Origin of the sequence: Psychrobacter sp. 1Y10, from assembly GCF_052259005.1 — a bacterium.
Taxonomy (GTDB): Bacteria; Pseudomonadota; Gammaproteobacteria; order Pseudomonadales; family Moraxellaceae; genus Psychrobacter; species Psychrobacter saeujeotis.
This window is the reverse complement of record NZ_JBQQES010000002.1, coordinates 76061-99308: the sequence shown is the minus strand read 5'-3', so window position 1 is coordinate 99308 and position 23248 is coordinate 76061. Positions and strand designations below refer to the sequence as shown.

Sequence of the window (23248 nt, the reverse complement as noted above, 5' to 3'; positions counted from 1 at the left end):
ACTATTGTAGCAAAGCTACTACTAAAAATGTTAGGGCAAATGTAGTCGTGCGTTATCGATATTCAGTAGATTTGGATTAAAAGTTATACTAAGTACTGACCATAGATAAGTATTATGTTTAACCAAAATTTGTTAGCATAAGCGCTATTATTAACCAATAAATTAGCCTTGCCATGAATCCAGCAACTTCTTCTAACGATTTAGATTCTAACCTTCCAAATTCTAATGCGTCAAAGCTTTCAAACGCTACCAAATCTCTAGAATCTTCAAAATCTTCAAAGCTACATACCAAAATTTTATATCCAGGTACTTTTGATCCCATCACAAATGGACATGTCGATTTGGTCACCCGTGCGACTAAGTTGTTTGATGAAGTGGTGATCGCTGTTGCCTCAGGTCATCATAAAAAGCCGTTGTTTAGTTTTGAGGAGCGCGTTGCTCTGGTAGAGACGGTATTTGCTGATTTACCGCAAGTATCAGTCGTGGGCTTTGAAGGGTTGCTGGTCGATTTTATGCGTGAAAAAAATGCCACCGCGGTATTACGTGGTTTGCGCGCCATGTCAGATTTTGAGTATGAGTTTCAGCTCGCCAATATGAACCGTGAGCTTGATGAGCGCTTTGAAGCGGTATTTTTGACCCCATCTCAGCATTATTCATTTATCTCATCGACGATGATTCGTGAGATTGCCAAGCTTGATGGTGATGTGAGTAAGTTTGTGCCCAAGTGCGTCTCACAAGCTTTTATTAACAAACTTGGCTCATAACCCTACTTATTTAATAGGAGCAGTTTATGGCGTTATTAATCACTGACGAATGTATCAACTGTGACGTATGCGAGCCAGCTTGTCCAAATGAAGCGATCTCAGAAGGGGACGATATTTATGTTATCGACCCCGATCTATGTACGGAATGTGTCGGTCATTTTGATGAGCCGCAATGTGTGGTCATCTGTCCTGTGGACTGTATACCCAAGGATCCAAATCACGTTGAGACTGAAGGCGATTTACTGGCTAAATATAAACGTATCACCGGTCAGTGATGCGTTGTAGATTATGCTATTGATAAATGCTCAGCTCAAAATAAAATCGATACGTTAATAGTTGTACGCGACTGGTATAAATTTTCCTTACTTGCTGCTATCACAGCGGCTACGAAAAAATCATCCCAGTCGCACTTTATCTATTTTAAATTGAGTTCACTATCTATACGAAAGTACTAACTGTATGAAAGTGCTAAAAACTAGGAATAATATGATGAAAATGGACACTCAATTTGCCACACGTTTGATGTTTAAGAGTGTGCTATGACAAATACTTCTACCAGCGATTTTGACCACCATCATCTTTGGCATCCTTATGCCAGTCTACCGCCCACTTATTCTAATATCGTTATTGATCATGCAGAGGGTATCTACATCGTCACTGAAGATGGTACGCGCCTTATCGATGGCATGTCGTCGTGGTGGGCGAGCGTACATGGATATAATCATCCCAAACTAAATATTGCTATCACAAAGCAGCTGGGCAAAATGGCGCATGTCATGTTTGGAGGGTTGACGCATAAGCCGGCGATAGAACTGGGCGAAAAACTGCTAAAGATAGTGCCAAAAGGACTTGATGCGATATTCTATGCTGATAGTGGCAGCATCGCTGTGGAAGTAGCGCTAAAAATGGCGCTGCAATACCAAATCGCGGTTGGACGTACTGATAAAAACCAATTTGCCTCGACCCATTCAGGCTACTATGGCGATACCTGGCATGCCATGAGTATTTGCGATCCGGTCAATGGCATGCACAGTTTGTATGGCACGCAATTGCCGACGCAGCATTTTGTTTCTGCGCCGCCTATGGGGTTTGAGCATAAGTTAACGCAAGACGTGCGCGATGAATTAACCCAGTTTTTTGCCAACAATAGTGATAAATTAGCCGGATTTATTATTGAGCCTATTATTCAAGGCGCAGGTGGTATGCGCTTTTATAGTCCTGAATACCTGCAACTGTTACGTAAGCTATGTGATGAGTATGACGTGTTGTTAATCGCTGACGAGATTGCCACAGGCTTTGGACGCAGCGGTAAGCTGTTTGCGTGTGAACATGCAAATATCTGTCCTGATATTATGACCATTGGTAAGGCGCTAACAGGTGGTTATATGACATTTGCTGCCACCTTATGTACAAGACAAATCGCGGATACTATTCATCACAGTGATTATCCAGCGCTGATGCATGGGCCGACCTTTATGGGTAACCCGCTGGCATGCGCGGCCGCTTGTGCATCGATTGATTTAATCATGTCTTATGATATCGAGGCGCGTACGGCAAATATGCAAGCTGTGATGCAGCAGCAGCTTGCGCCTGCTACGGCGTTAGATGGTGTGAAAGAGGTCAGGTGTTTGGGGGCAGTTGCCGTAATCGAGCTAGAGATGGCCGTTGATATGCCCACTTTTCAAGCGTTATTGATTGACAATGGTATTTGGGTCAGACCTTTTGGAAAATTGGTCTATATTATGCCGCCTTATGTGATTACAGATAGTGAACTTAACACATTGTGCCAAGCGTTGTTAAAGGTAGTGACAAGCTATCTGCAAACCTTACAACTGGCGCAATAAAAATTGAAAATACGCAAAAATAAGTTTCTTATTAAGGTAGATAATGAGCGTCCTATTTGTATCTGGTATTGATACCGACATCGGTAAAACTTACGCGACTGGAATGATTGCTAAAGCGTTAATGACACAAGGCATCAGTGTCATTACCCAAAAGCTGGTACAGACCGGCGTGACGATCGATAATAACGGCACAATGAGTATCGCTGATGACATCATCACTCATCGTAGGTTAATGGGTATTCCTCTACAGTCTTATGATTTGGATTTTACAACTTGTCCTTATCGTTATCAAAAGCCTGCTTCACCGCATTTGGCTGTAAAACTTGCCAACGCAGTCTTAGACCCCAAAGTCGTTGACAATGCTACGCGCTGTTTGCAAGCCGATTATGATGTGGTGCTATTAGAAGGCGCAGGTGGTTTGCTCGTACCTATTACAGAGCAACTATTAACCTTAGATTTTATTGCTACTCAAGGCTATCCTATAGTATTAGTCACTTCTGGTCGCCTCGGCAGTATCAATCATACGCTGCTTAGTCTAGAGGCGATAAAAGCGCGTGGATTGTCTGTGCATAGTATTGTTTATAATCCCATACATGATACGAGTCTTAATACCGATAACGAGATAGCTACTAGTACAATTGAGTTTTTAAAAAATCACATACAACAGTATTATCCAACCACATATTGGTTACAGTTGCCTTATCTAAACGATACAACACTGCCTGACAACCAAACAGCGTCAGTAGATAAAGCGTGGGTTTTACCATCGAATTTTATTTAAAAAGTCTTAATCTGGTCTTAAAAGTGCAAATAAGCGTAAAACTTATTACTAGGTTGCGATTAGATTTGTTATACTAGCGCCCTTGGTAGACTAGGCGATCGCCGCTGCATACTGTTTAACAGACTTGCAGGGGAGGAAAGTCCGGGCTACATAGGGCAGCGTGCCAGCTAACGGCTGGGCGGGGTAACCCGACGACCAGTGCAGCAGAGAGTAGACCGCCTCGCGTCAGCACGTGAGGTAAGGGTGAAAGGGTGCGGTAAGAGCGCACCGCGTGGATGGTAACATCTCACGGCATGGTAAACTCCACGCGTAGCAAGACCAAATAGGCATCGGCATGGCGCGGCCCGCGTTCGATGCGGGTAGGTTGCTTGAGCGTATCAGCGATGATACGCCTAGAGGAATGATCGTCCACGACAGAACCCGGCTTATCGGTTTACCAAACCTTTTTTATTGTTAGTGTTTTATCACTAATAGTGCTAATAATTGCAGCTAATTTGAACGAAATTCATATTTTTTGCAAAAAATGCTGTTTGGGGGGTTGACGTCAGTCACCTGTATCGGCATAATACCGAGCCTTAAATGGCGATGTAGCTCAGCTGGTTAGAGCGCACGACTCATAATCGTGAGGTCGAGAGTTCAAGTCTCTCCATCGCCACCATCTATATAGCAGTAACGTGTAGTACGAATAAATCCAATCCTTTGTGGTTGGTTTTTTTTTGTCTGAAATAAATTAATAGACAATGTCTGTCTGAATGATACAAGCTCAATAAACAATCATTACTACTGCTATTTACTTGCCAATTTCTTGCTAAATCATAGCTTTATCTACCTACTCACAGATTATTTCTTGTAACTTATGTCCCTCTTACTTATCATAGGGGCTGTTTTTGGTGAAGTCCTGTAACGCTATGTCTGTACAATTGCCTCCTTATCGTCCTATTAAACATCGCAGTGGCCTTAAAGTCATGGGCGCCGCCTTTCATGCATTACTAATGCGTGAGCTACAAACGCGTTTTGGTGGTTATCGTTTGGGTTACCTGTGGGCGCCGTTAGAAGTGCTTTTTCAGGTATTGATATTTTTAGTAATCTTTGGTGCGATTCGTGAGCGTTTGGTTCCTGGAATGGATTTCTCTCTGTTTTTGGTAGCCGGAATGGTTCCCTTTCGAATGTTTCAGAAGATAGCTACAAGAGCGTTAGGGGCTGTTGAAGCCAATAAAGGCCTGTTGATGTATCGTTCAATCAAACACATTGATGTCATCATTGCTCGCTCATTTTTAGAGCTCGTTATTTATTTTTTTACCTCGATACTATTATTGCTGGGCTTAGCTTTTTTTGATATCTATGCCAGTTTAGAAAACTTACATATCGTACTATTTTGTTGGGCGACACTTTTTATATTTAGTTTTGGTATTGCTTTAATTATGATGGTTGTTGGATATTATGGTGGTGAAATTAGTAAGGTAATTACTATATTGTTTACCATTTTATATTTCACGTCTGGAATTATTTATCCTATTCATATTATTCCAGAACCCTATTTTAGTTATTTACTATATAACCCTTTTATTCATAACATTGAACTTATCAGGCATGCATTTGCCCCCAACTACCCAGCCTATCACATTGATATAGGTTACTTTCTAAAATGGATGTTTAGTGTCAACTTTTTAGGCTTGCTGCTTTATAAATTTGCTGAACGTGACATGATTCGTTCTCGTTGAATTGATAGATACCAATTTATATAAGTTGTACTAAAAGAGAAGTAAATGATTGAGATAAAAAACGTTTCCAAGTCGTTTATGACCAAGCAAGGTCGGCATTATCTATTTAAAGACTTAAACCTGACCATTGGTGATAAACAAAGTGTGGGTTTGCTAGGCCGTAACGGTGCTGGTAAGTCTACCTTGCTACGCATTATATGCGGACTTGATGAGCCGGACCACGGTGAGATTATTACTGACTCAACGATTTCATGGCCAGTCGGCGTTGCAGGTGGCTTTCAGGGTAGCTTGACTGGACGTCAAAACGTACGTTTTGTTTGTCGATTATATTCAAGCGGTCCTTATATTGATGAAAAAATTCGTTTTGTTGAAGAGTTTGCTGATATCGGTAATTATTTTGATATGCCGGTCAAAAGCTACTCATCGGGAATGAAGTCACGTCTGACTTTTGGTTTAAGTCTAGCGTTTGATTTTGATTATTATATGCTCGATGAAGCAGGTGCCGTTGGTGACGCTGCTTTTCGTAAGCGTAGTGAGGATATTTTGGCGGCTCGCCGTGCGCAAGCAGGATTTTTAATAGTATCGCATAATATTGGTGATATTAAGCGTAATTGCGATATTGGTATTGTGTTAATGGATCAAACAGCACTCGTGTTTAACGATACAAAAGAAGCGATTGAGGTATATGAAGAGCATGTCCACAAAGCGAAAAAATAAGATTATTGACTTCTCGCTGTTTATCGGCTTGGTAATCCTTCCATGGGTCTTGGTGATTTTTTATGTCATGACGCTTGCACATCCGCGCTTTATTTCGACTTCTGACGTAGTGGTCAAACAAGTGAGTGATGCAAGCGTACCCTCTGGCGGCGGTTTATCAGCGCTACTGGGCGTTAATAGCACCAGTAAGGAAGATGCCACTTATCTGACCGAATATATCCTGTCCAATGACATGATCAAACGTCTCGATAATAAGTTTCAGTTTCGAGAATCTTATTATGTCGATGGCTCAGACCCTATCTATGAGATAAACCCTGAAGCGTCACAAGAGGAGCTACTTGAGTACTTCAAAAAGCGCGTTCATATCGACTTAGATGAGCAAAGTTACATCCTTAGCGTCTCAACAGAAGCCTTTGATTCAGATTACGCTCATGAGCTCAATAAAGCCATCTTGGGTGAGTCTGAGCAGTTCGTCAACCGTATCTCGCAAGAAGTCGCTCGTGACCAGCTCGTATTTGCCGAAACTCAGCTAGATGAGTCGCAAGATCGTCTAAATGAAGCTAAAGAGCAGCTACTTACTTATCAAAATACTAATGAGATCTATGATCCGCAAGCCAATGCGCAGATAGTAAATCAACTGATTGGTAGTTTACAAGCGCAGTTAAGCTCACTACGCACTGAAGAGCGGCAACTGCTTAGTTACTTGAACCCTGATGCGCCGCAAGTGGTGTCGATAAGAAGTCAGATTAGAGCGGTAGAAGAACAAATCACTCAAGAACAAACCAAGCTGACCTCCCCAAGTACGACCAAATTGAATCGTCAAGCAGTACAGTTTGAAACGATTAAAGCGGATGTCGATTTTGCGACTGAGCTCTATAAACTGTCGCTATCTTCACTTGAAAAAGCACGTCTAGAAGCCTTTAAGAAAATGAAGAACCTGATCGTCATCTCAACCCCTTATGAGGCTGAAGATGCGTTGTATCCGCGCCGTGCCTACATTATCTGGACATCGCTGGCGTTATTAATAATGCTTTATGGCTTTGTACGATTAGTCATGGCAGTCATACGTGATCATCGTAGCTAGTTTGGCATTGGTGGTTAGAAAAAACACTGGTTGTTAGTACTACAAGTCGTTAGCAACTTAATGTATCTAACAACTATAAACGATTTGATCAATTTGACTTATATAATTAGATATCAGCAATGATCGACAGATCAGCAAAGGAATACCGCTCATGAACATGAAACCACGCCCAATCGTGATGATGATTAAAGTGATCAGTTTGACGATGGCCGCTACTAGTCTTCCAGCAATAGCTGCAACCAGCTATGCAGAACAGATGGTAGGGTCTAGCTTTGGAACCAGTGCCAACAATACCAGTCAGGATCAAAACCGTAATAATATCAATGTCTCGACTCAAGCATTCGCAGGCGGTGTTCCTGGTCAGGCTACGACACAAGAGGCAGTCAATGCGGCCAGTTTACCAAGTCAATCAGTCATTAATACCACGCGTCCTTATCAAGACATCAATACGCAAGACCTGATGTTCGGTGAGCAATTGTTTCGCGGTGCGTTTTCTACCACATCAGGTTCTACTTTTAATGACAGCTACGTCATCAATCCTGGTGATAATGTACAAGTACGTATGTGGGGTGCTTATCAGTTTGCATCGACTATGACTGTTGATCCGCAAGGCAATATATTCTTACCCAACGTGGGTCCAGTACGGGTATCTGGTGTACAAAATGGCAACCTACAGAATGTCGTCAAAAGTGCTGTTAACCGTATTTATCGCTCAAACGTCGGTGTTTATGCTTCATTAGAGCAAGCCCAGCCTGTTAAAGTGTTTGTTACAGGTTTTGTTAAACAACCAGGGTATTATGGCGGGCTCGCAGCAGACTCAGTGCTCTCATATTTAGATCGGGCAGGCGGCGTTGACCCAACACGTGGCAGTTATATTGATATTCAAATCAAGCGTAATGGTCAGCTATTACAGCAAGTCAATTTATATGATTTTTTATTAGCAGGTAAGCTGCAGCCATTCTCTTTTCGCGATGGCGATGTGATCACGGCTGCACCGCAGAAAAAAACTTTCGCTGTGAGCGGACAGGTTCAGAACGAATATACTTTTGAATTTGATGTCAATGACTTGACCATTGGTGACGTATTACAAGTTGCGAACCCAGCTGCCAATGCAACCAACGTCAGCATCACTCGCAGTGCAGGACGCGCACAAACGGCAGAATATTACTCGCTTGCCGACGCACAAAATGTACCTGTCTATAATGGTGATCAAATGGTCGTTACCTCAGACCGCTATGCAGGCACTATCGCGGTACAAGTAAAAGGTGCTCATACTGGTAATGGCGCTATGGTCGTACCTTATGGCGCTCGTCTAAAAGATATCATTCCGCAGTTACAACCAAGTCCATTAGCGAAGCTTACGCACTTGACTATTTACCGTGAGTCGGTGGCCGAACAGCAAAAACGCATGATTAATGAGTCACTTGATCGCTTAGAAGAATTAACGCTTGCTACTCAATCAACGACGCGTGAGGAGGCAGCGCTACGCCAAGACGATGCCAATTTGGTCAAGCAGTTTGTGGCCAAGGCACGTACTGTGAGACCTGACGGTCAGATAGTAGTTGTACCAAACTCTTGGCAGGATATTATCCTTCAGCAAGGCGATGTCATCGAAATACCTGCGCAAACATCAGTGATTACTGTTAATGGTCAAGTACGTTCACAAGGCGCGCTCACCTTTAATCCGGACTTTACCGCTGGTGATTATATTGCCAATTCAGGTGGTTTTGGAGACAATGCGGATACTAAAGAAATCTTAGTGATTCATCAAAATGGCGCGAACGAAGTGGTCAATACCGCTTATCGTATCCAGCAGGGTGATGAGATTATGGTCTTACCAAAGGTCAAAACCAAGCGCGTCGAAATTACCCGCGGAATATCACAAATTGTTTATCAATTGGCAGTCGCGGCTAAAGTTATTTTAGACTTATAACTATGTAATGCTTGATATATAAGTTAAGACATAAATAGTTGACAAGGATATTAGAGATGGCAAAAAGCGTGGCACATGAAGGCAAGATGACCTTAACTTCTCCCTCTAATAATGCGCTACGTTTGTTATCAACTCAACGTCGATTGCCCAATAATTTGGCAGTCATTGGCAAAGGCATGCGTCGTAACAATGTACTGTTATCTCAAATATTACAAGCTGATGTTCAGCGCTGGTATCCATGGTCAAGCGTGCAGCAGCGTTTTAATTCGACCATTCAAACGCCCGGCGCCTTTATCGGTTGGGGGCACAAAAAAAGCTATCGACGAGCCAAAAAGATTGCTAATCGTCAACAACTAACAACTTTAAGTATTGAGGATGGCTTTTTACGCTCTCTAGATTCTGGTATTAGTAGTCGTCATGGACTGAGCGTGGTTGTTGATGACATTGGTATCTACTTCGATTTAACGCAAAGCTCACGCCTTGAGCAATTAATCGTTGCATGCGCTAAAGAATACGCTAACTCTGATAGTAATATTTTAAATAAAGTCCATGCTCGCCAGTTAATGACATATATTTGCGATAAACAGTTGAGTAAATATAATGCTGTGATTACTTGTTCCTCATTAGACAAATTGGTTACTGAAGAAAACACCAATCTAAAAGAAGACTCGGTAAAGTCGCATGTACTCTTAATTGATCAAGTCGCTGGCGATGCTTCTATCAAAGGCGCTGGTGCAAGTAAGGGTCAGTTTAAACGTATGCTAAAGACTGCCTGTCGCAATCATCCTGATGCCTATATATGGATTAAAGCCCATCCTGCGGCCAAGTCAGGTTACCTGACCCGTCTCAAGCTACCTAAAAATGTTCGTCTATTAACGCAAGCACTCAATCCAATTGCGCTACTGGTACAGGTAGATCATGTCTATACAGTCAGCTCGCATATGGGGTTTGAGGGGTTAATGCTAGGCAAGGCTGTACATTGCTTTGGGGTGAATTGGTATAGCGGTTGGGGGCTCACTGATGACAGCGGCGCACCAAAACGATTGCTAAAAGCAGTTAAAAAGCGCCGCCAAACCTCAACAGCAACGTTAGAGACGTTATTTTATAGTGCCTATATTGATTATAGTCGCTATGTCGATCCAGCCACGAGGCAGGCATGTGATATTGATACTGCAATTGAATGGTTGGTAACCAATCGCCATTGGCAATCGCATCTTGAAGGTAAGTTGACGGTATATGAGTTTAGCCGTTGGAAACTGCCTTTCGTTAAAGCCTTTACCAATCTGCCGCGTACAACATTATTTATCAAACCAAAACCGCGTCTAAAAAACTTGCTACATCCGGATCATTTCAAGGTCAATTATCAGCAACCTCTATTAGTGTGGGGTTTAGCTAAACGTCAACAAGTCCAAAAACGACTACAGAGTAAACTTGCAAAGCCGCCAATGTCGGATATGCCAGCTATTTATTGTATGGAAGATGGTTTTATCCGCTCAAATGGTCTGGGTGCAACATTGCTCGCACCATTGTCGGTAGTAATAGACAAACAAGGTATTTATTATGATGCCACTCAGCCCTCAGATTTAGAAACCTTATTACGCAACTGTGAAGCGTTGACGCCACAGCAAAATGCACGAGTACAGACGCTTCAAGCGAAACTGCTTACTCAGCGAGTGAGTAAATACAATGTCGGTACGGAAGTCAATGCTTTGGTTGGCACTACTGATAAAACAGACAATGTTAATCAAAAAACGCAATGGATGCAGGATGCAAAGGTCTCTGGCAGTCCACGTATACTTATCATTGGGCAAGTGGAAGACGATCTGTCGGTGCAGTATTGCGGCTCAAATATTAAGACCAACCGAGGTCTGATTGAACGTGTCAGGCGAGATAATCCTAAGGCCTATCTGATTTATAAACCGCATCCAGATGTTGAAGCTGGCCTAAGAGCAGGAAAGGTTGACAAAGAGTGCTTAACAAAAGTACAAGCAGTTGCCTATGATACAGCGATGCCTGATTGTTTAGAGTGCGTCGATGAGGTACATACGATTAGCTCATTGACTGGCTTTGAAGCATTATTACGTGGCCTAAAAGTGACTTGTTACGGTTTGCCGTTTTATGCAGGGTGGGGCTTGACGACCGATATAGATGCACAATTATCACCAAAGGTGGATTATCTACAGAGGCGAGAGCGGGACACAGCATTATCGCTTAAGCAGCTACTGTACTGTGCACTCATACGCTATCCAATATATCGCTTACCTGAGGGTTATGGACTTGCGCAAGTAGAGCAAGTGGTTGATTACTTATATCCTGCTAAGCACCAAAATCAACAAGTGTCTCAAAATAAATCATATGATAGTGTGGCTCAAACAAACACTATTTTACCAGTAAAGTTGTCTACGCTATCAAAGCTTACTAATCAGTTGAAACGTCATACTACTACGCGCTTTATGCAGCAGCGTCATACATGGCAACAGCATTTGCACAAAAAAAACCAGTAGGTTTAAAACAAATCCATTACGACAATTATGTTTTTTTTGGTATAATTTGTGTACAATTTAGCAGTTGTTACAACATTGCTTTATTTGTTCAACGTTAATTTTTAACTTTCTAACCGACGGTACCTAATCTTATGGCAGCTTCGATGCATCAATTGCTTACTCATCGACACGTCTTGCTGCTACAAGGAAAGATGGGTGGTTTTTTCAATCGTTTTACAACATTTTTGCAAACTCAAGATATTCAAGTAAGTAAAATTAACTTCAATGCTGGTGATGCGTTTTTTTATCGTCATCCTAATGCTCATGATTATGTAGGGACTTTAGGGCAGTTTTCCTCTTGGTTACAAGCTTTTATTGAAGAGCACAGCATTGATGCGATTGTCTGCTTTGGTGATTGTCGCCCGCATCATACGCAAGCTGCCTGCTTGAGTGAAAAGTTAGGCATATCCTTTTTTGTGTTTGAAGAAGGCTATTTACGACCTGATTATATTACCCTACAAGAGCATGGTATCAATGGCTACTCACGCTTAAACATTGCCGATATTAAAGCACTCAAAAAAGCCAATGATAAACCGTTATACACGCACAATCGATTTTATCGATTAAGTGTTGCTGCTATCGTTTATTATATCGTTACCCGCCTATACAAGTCGCGTTATCCGCACTATTCACATTATCGCGGAATGACCGCATGGCAAGAAGCAATCGCTTGGTTAAAAGCGCCTTGGCGTAAATTGCGTGGGTATTTACCAGATAAGAAGCTACAAAACCATCTCGTCACTCACGCAGATAACAATTATTTTTTGGTCAGCTTGCAAGTACATAATGATTCGCAGATTACCCATCATAGTGGTTATCGTGATGTCGTGCAGTTCATAGACGAAGTTATTGCAAGCTTTGCAGACCATGCTGATACAAAGCAGATGCTCGTATTTAAGCATCATCCCTTAGACCGTGGCCATCGGGATTATCGCGAATTGGTAGCAAGCTTAGCAGCCCTTTATCAAATCAAATCAAGAGTATTTTATGGTTGTGACATGCATCTGCCAACGCTCATGAAGCACAGCATTGGCATGGTCACCATCAATAGTACAACGGGTCTACAGTCGGTATATCACAAAAAACCCACTAAGGTTATGGGACGCGCTATCTATGACACGCCTAAGCTAACAGATCCTAAGGCGCTTGCACAATTTTGGCAGCAACCCAAACATCCAGACAATGAGTTCTATTTGAGGTTCCGTGAGTATTTGATCGAACAAACACAGATCAATGGGGCATTCTATGGTAAGTCGCCGTGGATGTATAAATACTTGCAACGACCAGTTAGCACAGACGCAGTATCTGATACAGTCAAATAATGTCTTATACATATCGAGTAACTCATTTAATGCAACCACTTATAGTCACTGATTTGCTACCGTAACTCTAAACTATTATGCCTTATACAATTAAGGCTTATGCAACTGGCAATGCTGATCAGTTATAGTGTTAAATTTCAACCAGATTGCTCCTAATAAAATCTTCTTACTTTATAGTGGAAAACTGCTAGAATACGCTCATATGTCTATGTAGGTTAGCAAGTGTCGTCCGTCGTGATTTTAATAGTTAATATTATTAATTCAGTTCAATCAGACGCACTTTGGCGACAACCATCGACAACACTTATCTTTATTGTTAATTCTGTTTTACAACATTTTTATCATAATTAATATCTAATAACCGTTCGCTTTTTACTATTGTTCAGGAATCGTTGTTCAATAGCGGTTATCCAATCACCTTTTATTTAGTAGGCGCTTTGTGACTGCATTAGCCAATATTCGTAACTTTTCTATTATCGCCCATATTGATCATGGCAAATCAACGCTTGCCGATCGATTTATTCAAATGTGTGGTGCCTTGCAAGATCGTGAAATGCAAGCACAAGTACTTGATTCCATGGATATCGAGCGCGAGCGCGGTATTACCATCAAAGCACAATCAGTAACCCTGTTCTATGATCATCCAAATGGCGAGCGCTATCAGCTCAACTTTATTGATACGCCGGGACACGTCGATTTTTCATACGAAGTTTCTCGGTCATTAGCCGCTTGTGAAGGTGCACTACTGGTGGTAGATGCCGCGCAGGGCGTAGAAGCGCAGTCCGTTGCCAATTGCTATACTGCAGTTGATCAAGGCTTGGAGGTAATGGCGGTTTTAAATAAAATTGATCTGCCTCAAGTTGAGCCTGAGCGTGTGATTCAAGAGATTGAAGATATCATTGGTATTGAAGCCATTGATGCACCGCGTGTGTCTGCCAAATCAGGGCTTGGTGTTGACAAACTATTAGAAACCTTAGTTGAAGTTATTCCTGCACCGACGGGTGACCGCGAAGCACCGCTACAAGCTTTGATTATAGACTCATGGTTTGACAGTTATTTAGGCGTGGTTTCATTGGTGCGTGTGCGTGAAGGAACCGTAAAAAAAGGCGATAAGATTTACATTAAATCGACCAAAGAGGCGCATCCGGTCAGCTCTATTGGTGTGTTTACGCCAAAGCCTGTCGATACAGGTATTTTAGAAGCTGGGGAAGTGGGTTTTATTATTGCCGGTATCAAAGACATTGCAGGGGCTCCCGTCGGTGATACGATCACCCATGCTAAAACACCAGACGTTGATCGCATTCCAGGCTTTAAGCAAGTGACCCCGCAAGTTTATGCAGGCATGTTTCCTGTTGATGCCAATGATTTCGAAAAGTTTCGTGAAGCACTACAAAAGTTGCAAATTAATGATGCCTCACTGTTTTTTGAACCTGATACTTCTGATGCGCTAGGCTTTGGCTTTCGTTGCGGCTTTTTAGGTATGCTGCATATGGAGATTATCCAAGAGCGTCTAGAGCGTGAATACGACTTGGACTTGATCACCACTGCGCCATCTGTTATCTATGAGATCGAAAAGAAAGATGGTGAAGTCATTTATGTCGACAATCCTTCGCATTTGCCTGAGCCTAACAATATTGAAGAGTTCCGCGAACCGATTGCCCGTTGTCAAATCTTAGTACCGCAAGATTATTTGGGTAACGTTATGACCTTGTGCATTGAGCGTCGCGGCGTGCAAGTTGATATGCGCTTTATGGGTAAGCAAGTTCAGCTGATTTTTGATATCCCAATGGGTGAGGTGGTCATGGATTTCTTTGACCGTCTAAAATCAGTCTCTCGTGGATTTGCATCGCTTGATTATAATTTTGAGCGTTATCAAGTAGACAAGCTGGTCAAAGTTGATGTATTGATCAATGGTGATAAGGTAGATGCCTTGGCGATGATCGTACATCAAGACCAAGCACGTTTCCGCGGGAATCAATTGGTGACCAAGATGAAAGAGCTTATCCCGCGCCAGATGTTCGATGTGGCCATTCAAGCAGCGATTGGCAGTCAGATTATCGGTCGTAGTACGGTCAAAGCCATGCGTAAAGACGTCCTTGCCAAATGCTACGGCGGGGACGTGTCACGTAAGAAAAAGCTGTTATCTAAGCAAAAAGCAGGTAAGAAGCGTATGAAGCAAGTCGGGAATGTTGAGATTCCTCAAGAGGCATTCTTGGCGGTACTGCAAGTAGATAGTTGATGGTTTACACTGTCTTACTTTGGTTTTACACACAATACGTCAAATGTCGTTGTTCTTACCGTTAAAGCCGTGAGATAAACAGCTTTTTAATAGGCAAATTAGTATGGATTTTGATTTTAACTTGATTTTAGTGCCATTAACGATAGGTTTAGGGCTAATATGGCTACTAGATAAGTTGGCACTAAAACAGCGTAAAACACGTGGCCATGGTAAAGAGAGCTTATTGGTACGCTGGGCTTATGACTTTTTCCCCGTCTTAGCAGTGGTTTTGGTCGTACGCTCGTTCTTAATTGAACCTTTCAATATTCCATCATCGTCTATGGTGCCAACTTTATATACTGGCGACTTTATTGCAGTCAACAAATACGCTTATGGAGTGCGATTGCCTCTGACTTATAATAAAGTATTAGAAACGGGTAATCCTGAGCATGGCGATGTGATGGTGTTTCGCTATCCTGAAAACCCTAGCATTTATTATATTAAGCGTGTCATTGGTTTACCTGGTGATACTGTCAGCTATAGTCAAGGACAGCTTGCGATCAATGACGTACCAGTCGATACTAAGCCTGTAGACTTTAATGCCAATAATGATCTAACTGCACAGCTTTATCCTGCTGGTCAAGTGACACCTGGTCAAGTATTGACAGAGTCTGAGGCTACGCAAATGGGCCAGCAAGAAGAAGAACAAGCTCAGTATTTTCAAGAAACACAAGGTGAGAATAAGCATTTAGTACGTTATCTATCAGATATGAACAGCTCACAATATGCGCCATTTTTGCAACAGCAATCTCCTGAAGTGGTCAGTTCCGCAGGGACAGAATGGCGTGTCACAGTGCCCGATGATGAATACTTTGTGATGGGTGATAACCGTGATCGTAGTGCTGATGGCAGATTTTGGGGGTTTGTACCTGATGAGAATTTAGCCGGTAAAGCTGTGTATATTTGGATGCACAAACCACCTGGTCTGAATCTTCCAACTTTTGCACGTAATGGTTCAATTGATTAGTCGCTACTCTATTGATTGATTATTGTGCTAATATCAATATTAACCCTAATTAAATTAATATATATACTGTATGTAATTCATCAACCTAGCTGTGTAAGAGCACAGAAAGGTTAGAAAATATTAAGATATAAATCATAGAGTATGAAATACAATTATATTAAATATTAGGAGAATTTATGCTGCAGCAGTTAACAGGGTTGTCGTCGCAACGTGGGGCGAGTGTGACTAGCATAGTTTTATTGCTTATTATTATTGTTATTGCTGGCAAATTGGTGATTGCCATTATGCCGGCTCAAGTTGGTGATTATCAACTGAGTAAAACATTAGGTACTCAGCTAAAAGAGGCGAACAATAATGGCGAGACTGCAAAACAATTCGTTGAGCGTGTTAATCGTCAACTGTCTATCAACGCTGATTACGATACGACCGCTGAAGAGGTGTTTACTTTTACCAATAAAAAACCAGGTGAGCTTGCTCTTTATAAAGATTATGACAAAACCAGTAATTTTTTCGGTAACGTTGATATCGTTAATCGTTTTGAAGGTGAGATAAATGCCGCTCCAGTAGATTAATCGACTATTTAACTGTACAGATCACTAACATTAAAGGATAGCCAAAAGCCACGCATGAAATCAACTTCACAACCATACAAAGCGCTGCCTACCGCCAAAAAAAATAGCGCATCTATGGAGACTTTACCAAAAGGCTCAGATTTTGTTCAGCGTCTGGCAGTATTGACCCGAAAATTAGGCTACGAGTTTAATGATTTGAGTTTACCAAACTTGGCCTTGACGCATCGTTCATTTGATAGCAAGAAGAACTACGAACGTTTGGAGTTTTTGGGGGATGCGCTTCTTGGTATGATCATCGGTGAAGCTTTATATCATCGTTATCCAAATCAAAACGAAGGGCGTCTGACGCGTATGCGTGCTACGTTAGTACGTCAAGAATCATTGGTGACTATTGCGCAAAATTTAGAATTGTCTAACCATTTGATTCTAGGTGTTGGTGAGCGTAAAGGTGGCGGTCGTAACCGCGCCTCGATATTGGCTGATGCTGTGGAGTCATTGATTGGGGCTATTTATTTAGACAGTCAAGATATGGAGGTTACTCGTCATTGCGTATTAGCATGGTATGGTGACCTTATTGATAACGTCAATGACCAAAAAGCTTTGAAAGATGCCAAAAGTCGTTTGCAAGAATGGCTACAATCCAAACAGTTTGATTTGCCTCATTACGAGTTGGTCGAAACACGGGGCAATGCTCCTTATCAAATATTTGTAGTACGCTGTCAGGTCAATATTAATAATTGTCCTGATATTACTGAATCTGGTGAGAGTCGTCGTATAGCCGAGCAAAAAGCAGCTGAATTAATGATTAATCAATTACATAAGTTGCCAGGTGCTTGTAAAAAACGTTGATAGCTTTTTCTTTATATGATGTTCGGTTTTATAAGCCCTAAAGCATTGATTACATTACCAATTTATAGTGTCTCAGTAGATGCCATCAGACTTCAAATATCTTTACATTAACATTAGCTTTGTAGATGTTCTTAAAATATAGAACGTGCTACTAAGATTATTATCAAAACCCCACAGGATTACCCTATGAGCAATCATAATGACTTGCCATTCACTCCCAAAAATAATGCCCATAATATGACAGAAAATGCTGACACCAATCAAAATGAAGCTGTAGAAAACGTTGAAAATATGCAAGAAAATAGACAAATAGGCGATTCATTAACCGCCGTTCAGCCGCACGACACTAGTGATGCTGATGAACATGATAAGAGTATTACTCTTGAAAATAATGCTGCGATTGATGGGTTTTTTGCGCCAAGTAATAAGGCTGGGGTTGCTAACGACTTTAAAGCAGGTTATGTGGCGATCATTGGTCGTCCAAACGTTGGTAAGTCGACTCTGATGAATCATCTATTGGGTCAAAAGCTATCAATCACTTCCCGCAAGCCGCAAACGACGCGCCATCGCATTCATGGTATTTTGAGTACCAATGAGATGCAGGCGGTGTTCGTAGATACGCCAGGTATTCATCACAATGAAGTACGTGCTATCAATGAGCGTATGAATAAAGCTGCCGTATCAGCTTTGGTAGACGTGGACTTAGTATTATTTGTAGTCGACTCAGACCAGTGGCGTGAAGATGATTTACTGACGTTACAAAAGCTTGGTGAAACTGATTTGACGGTCGTATTGGTCATCAATAAAGCAGATACGTTAAAAGATAAAGGTACGCTGCTTCCATTGATTGAAACATTTGATGAGAGCTTCGACTTTGCTGACATCGTACCTGTTTCGGCTTTAAAAAACCAAAACTTAGACCGTCTTGAAGAAGTAATTGCGTCACATCTACCGAATGCCACGCCTATCTACGATACTGAGCAAATTACTGACCGCTCAGAGCGTTTTTTAGCCAGTGAAATTATTCGCGAAAAAATCATGCGTAGTGCAGGCGACGAAGTACCCTATGATCTCACCGTCCAAATCGATGAGTTTAAAGATGAAGCAGCTCATACAGACCCAAAAACTGGTCGTCCACGTAAAGCCTGTACTTTTATTGATGCCACGATATATGTAGAGCGTAATGGACAAAAAGCTATTGTGATTGGCGAAAAAGGTCAACGTATCAAGCAAGTTGGGATGGATGCACGCAAAGATATGGAACAGTTATTTGGCAAAAAGGTCATGCTAACTTTGTGGGTAAAAGTTAAGCGTGGCTGGTCTGACGACGAACGCGCACTCACCAGCCTAGGTTATTGATTTAAAATAAATATTTGATCTACACATGATGCTGAGGTAATAGCCAATGCGTAATGAAGCATTAACAGGATATTTATTACATCAGCGTCCTTACCAAGAAAAACGGGCGCTTTACTATTTATTTTCTTGGCAACATGGCGTAGTACACGGTATTGGTAAAAAAGGTGCGCCTTTGTTTGAGCCGCTACAACTGTTTGCAACAGGTAAGCGCGATCTAAAAACCTTTAGTCAGATTGGTTTATTACCCGTAGAAGATAGTTTTACAAAAGATGCTACAACGCCTAGGCCGACACGTTATCAGCAAATAAGCGGTCAGCAGCAGTATGCAGCTTTGTATTTGAATGAGATACTGTGGAAGTTATTGCCTAGCGAAGACCCAATGCCAGTATTGTGGCAGCATTATCAAGACAGCTTAACGCAATTAAAGCAGCCATTAACAGCGACTGCTCTTAGGTTATGCTTACGTCAGTTTGAGGCTGATTTGTTTCAAGAGTTAGGCTTTTCTTTGACGCTAGACCATGACAATTTATTAACGCCTATCGAACCTGATACGGATTATCGATTTTTATCTGATGTAGGTTTTGTGGCTACTAACCAACCTGATAAAACGACGATCAATACGCTACAAACACTTTTTATCGGTGCAGATATTATTGATATGGCACATCTAGGAATAGTTGAGGCCACACTAAATAATTGGTCACGTCTTCATAAACATCTGATTGATCACTTGCTTGATTATCAGCCGTTGCAAAGTCGATTACTGTGGCAGCAGCAACAACGTTACCAATGATGGCATCAATATTTAGACAAAGTATGGTCGTTCAAAAAGTATTTGAGGTAGTACTACTGTAGCCCTATCATCTGTATGTTACTTGGAACTCGTTATCAAAAGGATTTCTTATGACCACATCTTTACAGCACTCATCGAAGAATACAATAAAAACCCCTTTATTGGGTGTCAACGTTGATCACGTAGCAACCTTGCGTCAAGCACGCGGGGTTGGCTATCCCAGTCCTTTAGAAGCAGTGCTATTATGTGAAAAAGCGGGAGCAGATGGTATCACCATACACTTGCGTGAAGATCGTCGTCATATTCAAGATTCAGACGTCTATGAGATAGCAAAACAGTTAACAACCAGATTAAATTTAGAGATGGCAGCAACGTCTGAGATGTTATCTATCGCTCATAAAGTTAAGCCATATTGGGTTTGCTTGGTGCCTGAAAAACGTGCGGAGCTAACGACCGAAGGTGGTTTGGATGTAGCAGGGCAGATCAGTCATCTAAAACCTTATATTAAAGACTTACAAGCAGAAGGAATTAACGTTTCTTTATTTATAGATCCGGACGAGGACCAGATTGCAGCAGCAGTTGACTGTCATGCTAATGCTATCGAGCTACATACTGGTACTTATGCTGAGTTAGGTCTGGCTGGAAATACGAATGCTCAAAAGGACGAATTAGAGCGTATCAAACAGGCAGTGAGCATTGCAAAAAATTTAGACAGCGAGTTACTTGTTAACGCAGGTCATGGTTTGACTCGTGACAATGTAAATGCTATTGCTCAGATAGGTGATATTTATGAGCTTAATATTGGACATGCCTTGATCGCTGATGCTGTATTCGTAGGCTTAGAGCAAGCAGTGGTTATGATGAAAGCTGCGATGCATAAGTAACTTTGTAGATCAGGTATAAGCTAATAGCGCCTCTAATAATATTGCTACAACAAATAATGCATTTATGTACAACCAGTAGGGTGTCTATCATTAGGTTTGTATTTGATATTACCATTTTGATTAAAAGAAATTTGATACATAGTCTGACTATAGGTTAAGCTTGGACAGTATTTTATGTGGCCAAAGTGTCCTCGGGGTTTGCCTGTATCACCATAAAATTTAACATAATGCCGTTTTCCAGCCCGTAAATGTAGTGTGCCATATTTAGGATTTAAGCCTTGCTTACTAAGTAAATAATCCGTACTAATATCAAAAACTTTATTATTATTTTTATCAACAAATAACAAAAGGTTTTTATCACTATTCTTATTACACCGTCCACCTGCATCAGATAAACATACTAATAGATTCTGCCGTCGAATAAAACTTTCAGCTTTCGCTATTTTGAGAGTGCTTTCTAGTTGATTTTTGATACGTTTGGCTTCCATACTTGCCAATTGATCTACGATCGCTGGCGCTGCGATCGTTGCGATAATAGCTAAAATTGCCACTGTTACCATAAGCTCTACAAGAGTAAACCCTTTTTGTTGATAAGATTTCGACAAGTATGGGACTCTTAAGCATACAGTTAGATTCAGATAAGATAGAGTAAGGTTCGATATGGTGTGACATATTCTAATCATATATAGTCATCTCTTACGCTATAGATTTAATTATATAGGCCAAATTCATCAGCTTTATACATTTGAGTGAAGCCCTACATTGATACCTTTTCTAATACAAGACTTTAACTTTTAAAAATACCTTGGACTTTTAAATTCACAAACCTTAACAACAACGTTTTTAACGCAACAATCACATATCAGCTCATTACTTTAAAAGTATATACTAGAATAATGTTTACTATTTAATATATATGAATTATAGTGCAACTGTCAAAATTTGTTTCAATTAGTGAAGACTAATCTTTATTAATAGAGAAAAAAATTCGATTGTATTAAACTAGTTGCAGACAATAGGTAAAATCTAATTTACTTCTATTGCGAATTAACATTCAAAAGACTAAAATTGCAACGTATGTTAGTTCTTAGTAAAACAAGCAGGCTATTGTGTTTGTGTTGCAACACTATCGTGTAATAATGTGTAGCTGCCTAACGAAAAAAGTTGTAAAATTAATAGATAGTCGATAAGCTACTTCCTAATTAGTTTTGTTGTATAATTATGCATTCGTAAAAGATGTCTACTTTTATTACATCTTAGGAAGCGGTTTTGCTTAATGCATCACTCAAATCATCCTTTGGAGGAAGTCCATGAAATTGAATAAAATTGCTCTAGCTCTGGTTGCCGTAGCAGCTGCACCTTTAGCAGCTAACGCTGGCGTTACGATTAGCCCGCTATTACTAGGTTATCATTATACTGACGAAGCTCATGATGAGCAGCGTGATATTCTAAAAACTGGTAAAGATCTATATATCGATGCCAACGGTAACTCTATCGATGGTCGTGGTGGGAACGTACCTAATGGTGGTGTGGCTAAAGAAAGTAGCCTATATACTGGTGCTGCTCTAGGTATTGAACTGACTCCTTCTACTCAGTTCCAAGTAGAGTACGGCGTATCAAGTGCTAACGGTGAAGCGTCTGAAGATTCTGCAGATGCTGGTGTTAACCGTTTCGATGTTGAACAAACAATGATCTCTGGTAACTTCTTGATCGGTACTGAAGAATTTACTGGTTATACTGATAGCGCGTTCAAACCATATGTATTAGTTGGTGCTGGTCAGTCTAAGATCGAAGTAGAAAACCAGGAAACAATTGCTGGTGTTGCACCTAATGGTCAACAAGTAACTGTTGATGGTGAAGATATATCGGCCGGTACTGAAGTATCATCATCAAAAGATACCATCGGTAACCTAGGTCTAGGTGCTATGTATCGCATCAACGACGCGTTAAGCCTACGTGGTGAAGCTCGTGCGATTCATAACTTTGATAACAACTGGTGGGAAGGCATGGCATTGGCCGGTCTAGAAGTTGTACTTGGTGGCCATTTATCACCAACAGTAGCTGTACCACCACAAGTTGAGCCAGAAGTGTCTGTTCCACCAGTAGTAGTGGTTGAGCAAGACGTTGATTCAGACGGCGACGGTGTACCTGATAGCATCGACGAATGCCCAGGCACTCCTATGAACGTCGTAGTTGATGAGCGCGGTTGCCCAGTAGCAGTAGATATTACTGATGAGCTAAAAATGGAGCTACGTGTATTCTTTGATAACGACAAATCAGCTATCAAAGACCAGTACAAAACTGAAATCGCTAAAGTAGCAGAGAAGATGCGTGAGTATCCTAACTCTAGCGCTCGCGTAGAAGGTCATGCTTCTAAAACTGGTCCTTCAGCACGTTACAACCAACGTCTATCTGAAGCTCGTGCTGTTGCTGTGAAATCTATGTTGACTAACGAATTTGGTATCGCTCCAAACCGTCTATCAACAGTTGGTTACGGTTATGACCGCCCAATCGCACCAAACGATACTGAAGAAGGTCGTGCAATGAACCGTCGTGTTTATGCCATCATCACTGGTGACAAAACAATGACTGTTGAACAAACTAAAGACATGGTTATTCAATAATATATAGCCAATTAGTTATGTTCTAGATTGTATAGTTACAAAAAAAGCTGCCTATTAGGTGGCTTTTTTTTGTTTATACTGTGAGATAAATAACTTATTGCATAAATTTATAATCTAATAATGTTATACTAGCCGCCCAAACACTTTGTAAATTGACAAAGTGTACATTAGCATAGCTATCTGTATGATGGATTTATCAGTAGAAAATCTTAC

At 41.2% G+C, this 23248-nt stretch carries 19 protein-coding genes, 1 tRNA gene and 1 other RNA gene; 20 read left to right on the top strand and 1 reads right to left on the bottom strand.

Annotation, left to right across the window (positions count from 1 at the left end):
- Nucleotides 1-173: 173 nt before the first annotated feature.
- The 19 genes from coaD (at nt 174) to ACTXGH_RS03335 (ending at nt 20411) form a co-directional block, all read left to right on the top strand.
- Nucleotides 174-764 carry a pantetheine-phosphate adenylyltransferase gene (gene coaD, locus ACTXGH_RS03425; protein ID WP_439295606.1) on the top strand — a complete coding sequence of 197 codons (591 nt, stop codon included), beginning with the start codon at nt 174-176 and terminating at the stop codon, nt 762-764.
- A 26-nt stretch (nt 765-790) separates the two neighbouring features.
- Complete coding sequence (locus ACTXGH_RS03420; protein WP_439262758.1) at nt 791-1039, top strand: YfhL family 4Fe-4S dicluster ferredoxin; 249 nt, start codon at nt 791-793, stop codon at nt 1037-1039.
- 264 nt (nt 1040-1303) lie between these two features.
- Nucleotides 1304-2608 (top strand): adenosylmethionine--8-amino-7-oxononanoate transaminase, encoded by a 1305-nt coding sequence (gene bioA / locus ACTXGH_RS03415; RefSeq protein ID WP_439295607.1) that lies wholly within the window; start codon nt 1304-1306, stop codon nt 2606-2608.
- 43 nt (nt 2609-2651) lie between these two features.
- Nucleotides 2652-3389 (top strand): dethiobiotin synthase, encoded by a 738-nt coding sequence (bioD, locus tag ACTXGH_RS03410; protein WP_439262754.1) that lies wholly within the window; start codon nt 2652-2654, stop codon nt 3387-3389.
- A gap of 82 nt (nt 3390-3471) precedes the next feature.
- An RNA gene (gene rnpB / locus ACTXGH_RS03405) (RNase P RNA component class A) lies at nt 3472-3833 on the top strand.
- 137 nt (nt 3834-3970) lie between these two features.
- Nucleotides 3971-4047, top strand: a tRNA-Met gene (locus ACTXGH_RS03400).
- Between the two features lie 250 nt (nt 4048-4297).
- Entirely contained in the window at nt 4298-5110 is an 813-nt protein-coding gene (locus tag ACTXGH_RS03395) for an ABC transporter permease (RefSeq protein WP_299218154.1), read from the top strand.
- A gap of 45 nt (nt 5111-5155) precedes the next feature.
- Complete coding sequence (locus ACTXGH_RS03390) at nt 5156-5827, top strand: ABC transporter ATP-binding protein (protein WP_075103441.1); 672 nt, start codon at nt 5156-5158, stop codon at nt 5825-5827.
- Nucleotides 5805-6911 carry a capsule biosynthesis protein gene (locus tag ACTXGH_RS03385; RefSeq protein WP_439295608.1) on the top strand — a complete coding sequence of 369 codons (1107 nt, stop codon included), beginning with the start codon at nt 5805-5807 and terminating at the stop codon, nt 6909-6911. Before ACTXGH_RS03390 ends, ACTXGH_RS03385 begins: the two co-directional genes overlap by 23 nt.
- A 151-nt stretch (nt 6912-7062) precedes the next feature.
- Nucleotides 7063-8844, top strand: a complete 1782-nt coding sequence (locus ACTXGH_RS03380) for a polysaccharide biosynthesis/export family protein (RefSeq protein ID WP_439295609.1) — start codon at nt 7063-7065, stop codon at nt 8842-8844.
- A 56-nt stretch (nt 8845-8900) separates the two neighbouring features.
- On the top strand, nt 8901-11348 hold the full coding sequence (locus ACTXGH_RS03375) for a capsular polysaccharide biosynthesis protein (protein WP_439295610.1): 2448 nt from the start codon (nt 8901-8903) through the stop codon (nt 11346-11348).
- Between the two features lie 131 nt (nt 11349-11479).
- The gene (locus ACTXGH_RS03370; protein WP_439262745.1) at nt 11480-12709 is read left to right on the top strand and encodes a capsule biosynthesis protein; all 1230 of its coding nucleotides are present in this window, start codon (nt 11480-11482) and stop codon (nt 12707-12709) included.
- A 439-nt stretch (nt 12710-13148) separates the two neighbouring features.
- Nucleotides 13149-14948: a translation elongation factor 4 gene (lepA, locus tag ACTXGH_RS03365; protein WP_439262743.1), complete on the top strand. Its 1800-nt coding sequence runs from the start codon at nt 13149-13151 to the stop codon at nt 14946-14948.
- A 103-nt stretch (nt 14949-15051) separates the two neighbouring features.
- Nucleotides 15052-15954, top strand: a complete 903-nt coding sequence (lepB, locus tag ACTXGH_RS03360; RefSeq protein ID WP_439262741.1) for a signal peptidase I — start codon at nt 15052-15054, stop codon at nt 15952-15954.
- Between the two features lie 176 nt (nt 15955-16130).
- On the top strand, nt 16131-16526 hold the full coding sequence (locus ACTXGH_RS03355; protein ID WP_439262739.1) for a DUF4845 domain-containing protein: 396 nt from the start codon (nt 16131-16133) through the stop codon (nt 16524-16526).
- A 54-nt stretch (nt 16527-16580) separates the two neighbouring features.
- Nucleotides 16581-17375: a ribonuclease III gene (gene rnc / locus ACTXGH_RS03350; protein ID WP_439295611.1), complete on the top strand. Its 795-nt coding sequence runs from the start codon at nt 16581-16583 to the stop codon at nt 17373-17375.
- 291 nt (nt 17376-17666) lie between these two features.
- Nucleotides 17667-18734, top strand: coding sequence for a GTPase Era (gene era, locus ACTXGH_RS03345; RefSeq protein WP_439262911.1), 1068 nt, complete (start codon nt 17667-17669; stop codon nt 18732-18734).
- A gap of 46 nt (nt 18735-18780) precedes the next feature.
- Complete coding sequence (recO, locus tag ACTXGH_RS03340; protein ID WP_439262735.1) at nt 18781-19527, top strand: DNA repair protein RecO; 747 nt, start codon at nt 18781-18783, stop codon at nt 19525-19527.
- Between the two features lie 110 nt (nt 19528-19637).
- Nucleotides 19638-20411 carry a pyridoxine 5'-phosphate synthase gene (locus ACTXGH_RS03335; RefSeq protein WP_439295612.1) on the top strand — a complete coding sequence of 258 codons (774 nt, stop codon included), beginning with the start codon at nt 19638-19640 and terminating at the stop codon, nt 20409-20411.
- A 62-nt stretch (nt 20412-20473) separates the two neighbouring features.
- Here the strand turns inward: ACTXGH_RS03335 and ACTXGH_RS03330 are convergent, their stop codons facing one another.
- Entirely contained in the window at nt 20474-21016 is a 543-nt protein-coding gene (locus ACTXGH_RS03330; protein WP_439295613.1) for a GspH/FimT family pseudopilin, read from the bottom strand.
- Between the two features lie 705 nt (nt 21017-21721).
- On the opposite strand from ACTXGH_RS03330, the gene ACTXGH_RS03325 reads away from it, so the two are divergent.
- Nucleotides 21722-23035 carry an OmpA family protein gene (locus ACTXGH_RS03325; RefSeq protein ID WP_439295614.1) on the top strand — a complete coding sequence of 438 codons (1314 nt, stop codon included), beginning with the start codon at nt 21722-21724 and terminating at the stop codon, nt 23033-23035.
- The last annotated feature ends 213 nt before the right edge of the window (nt 23036-23248 follow it).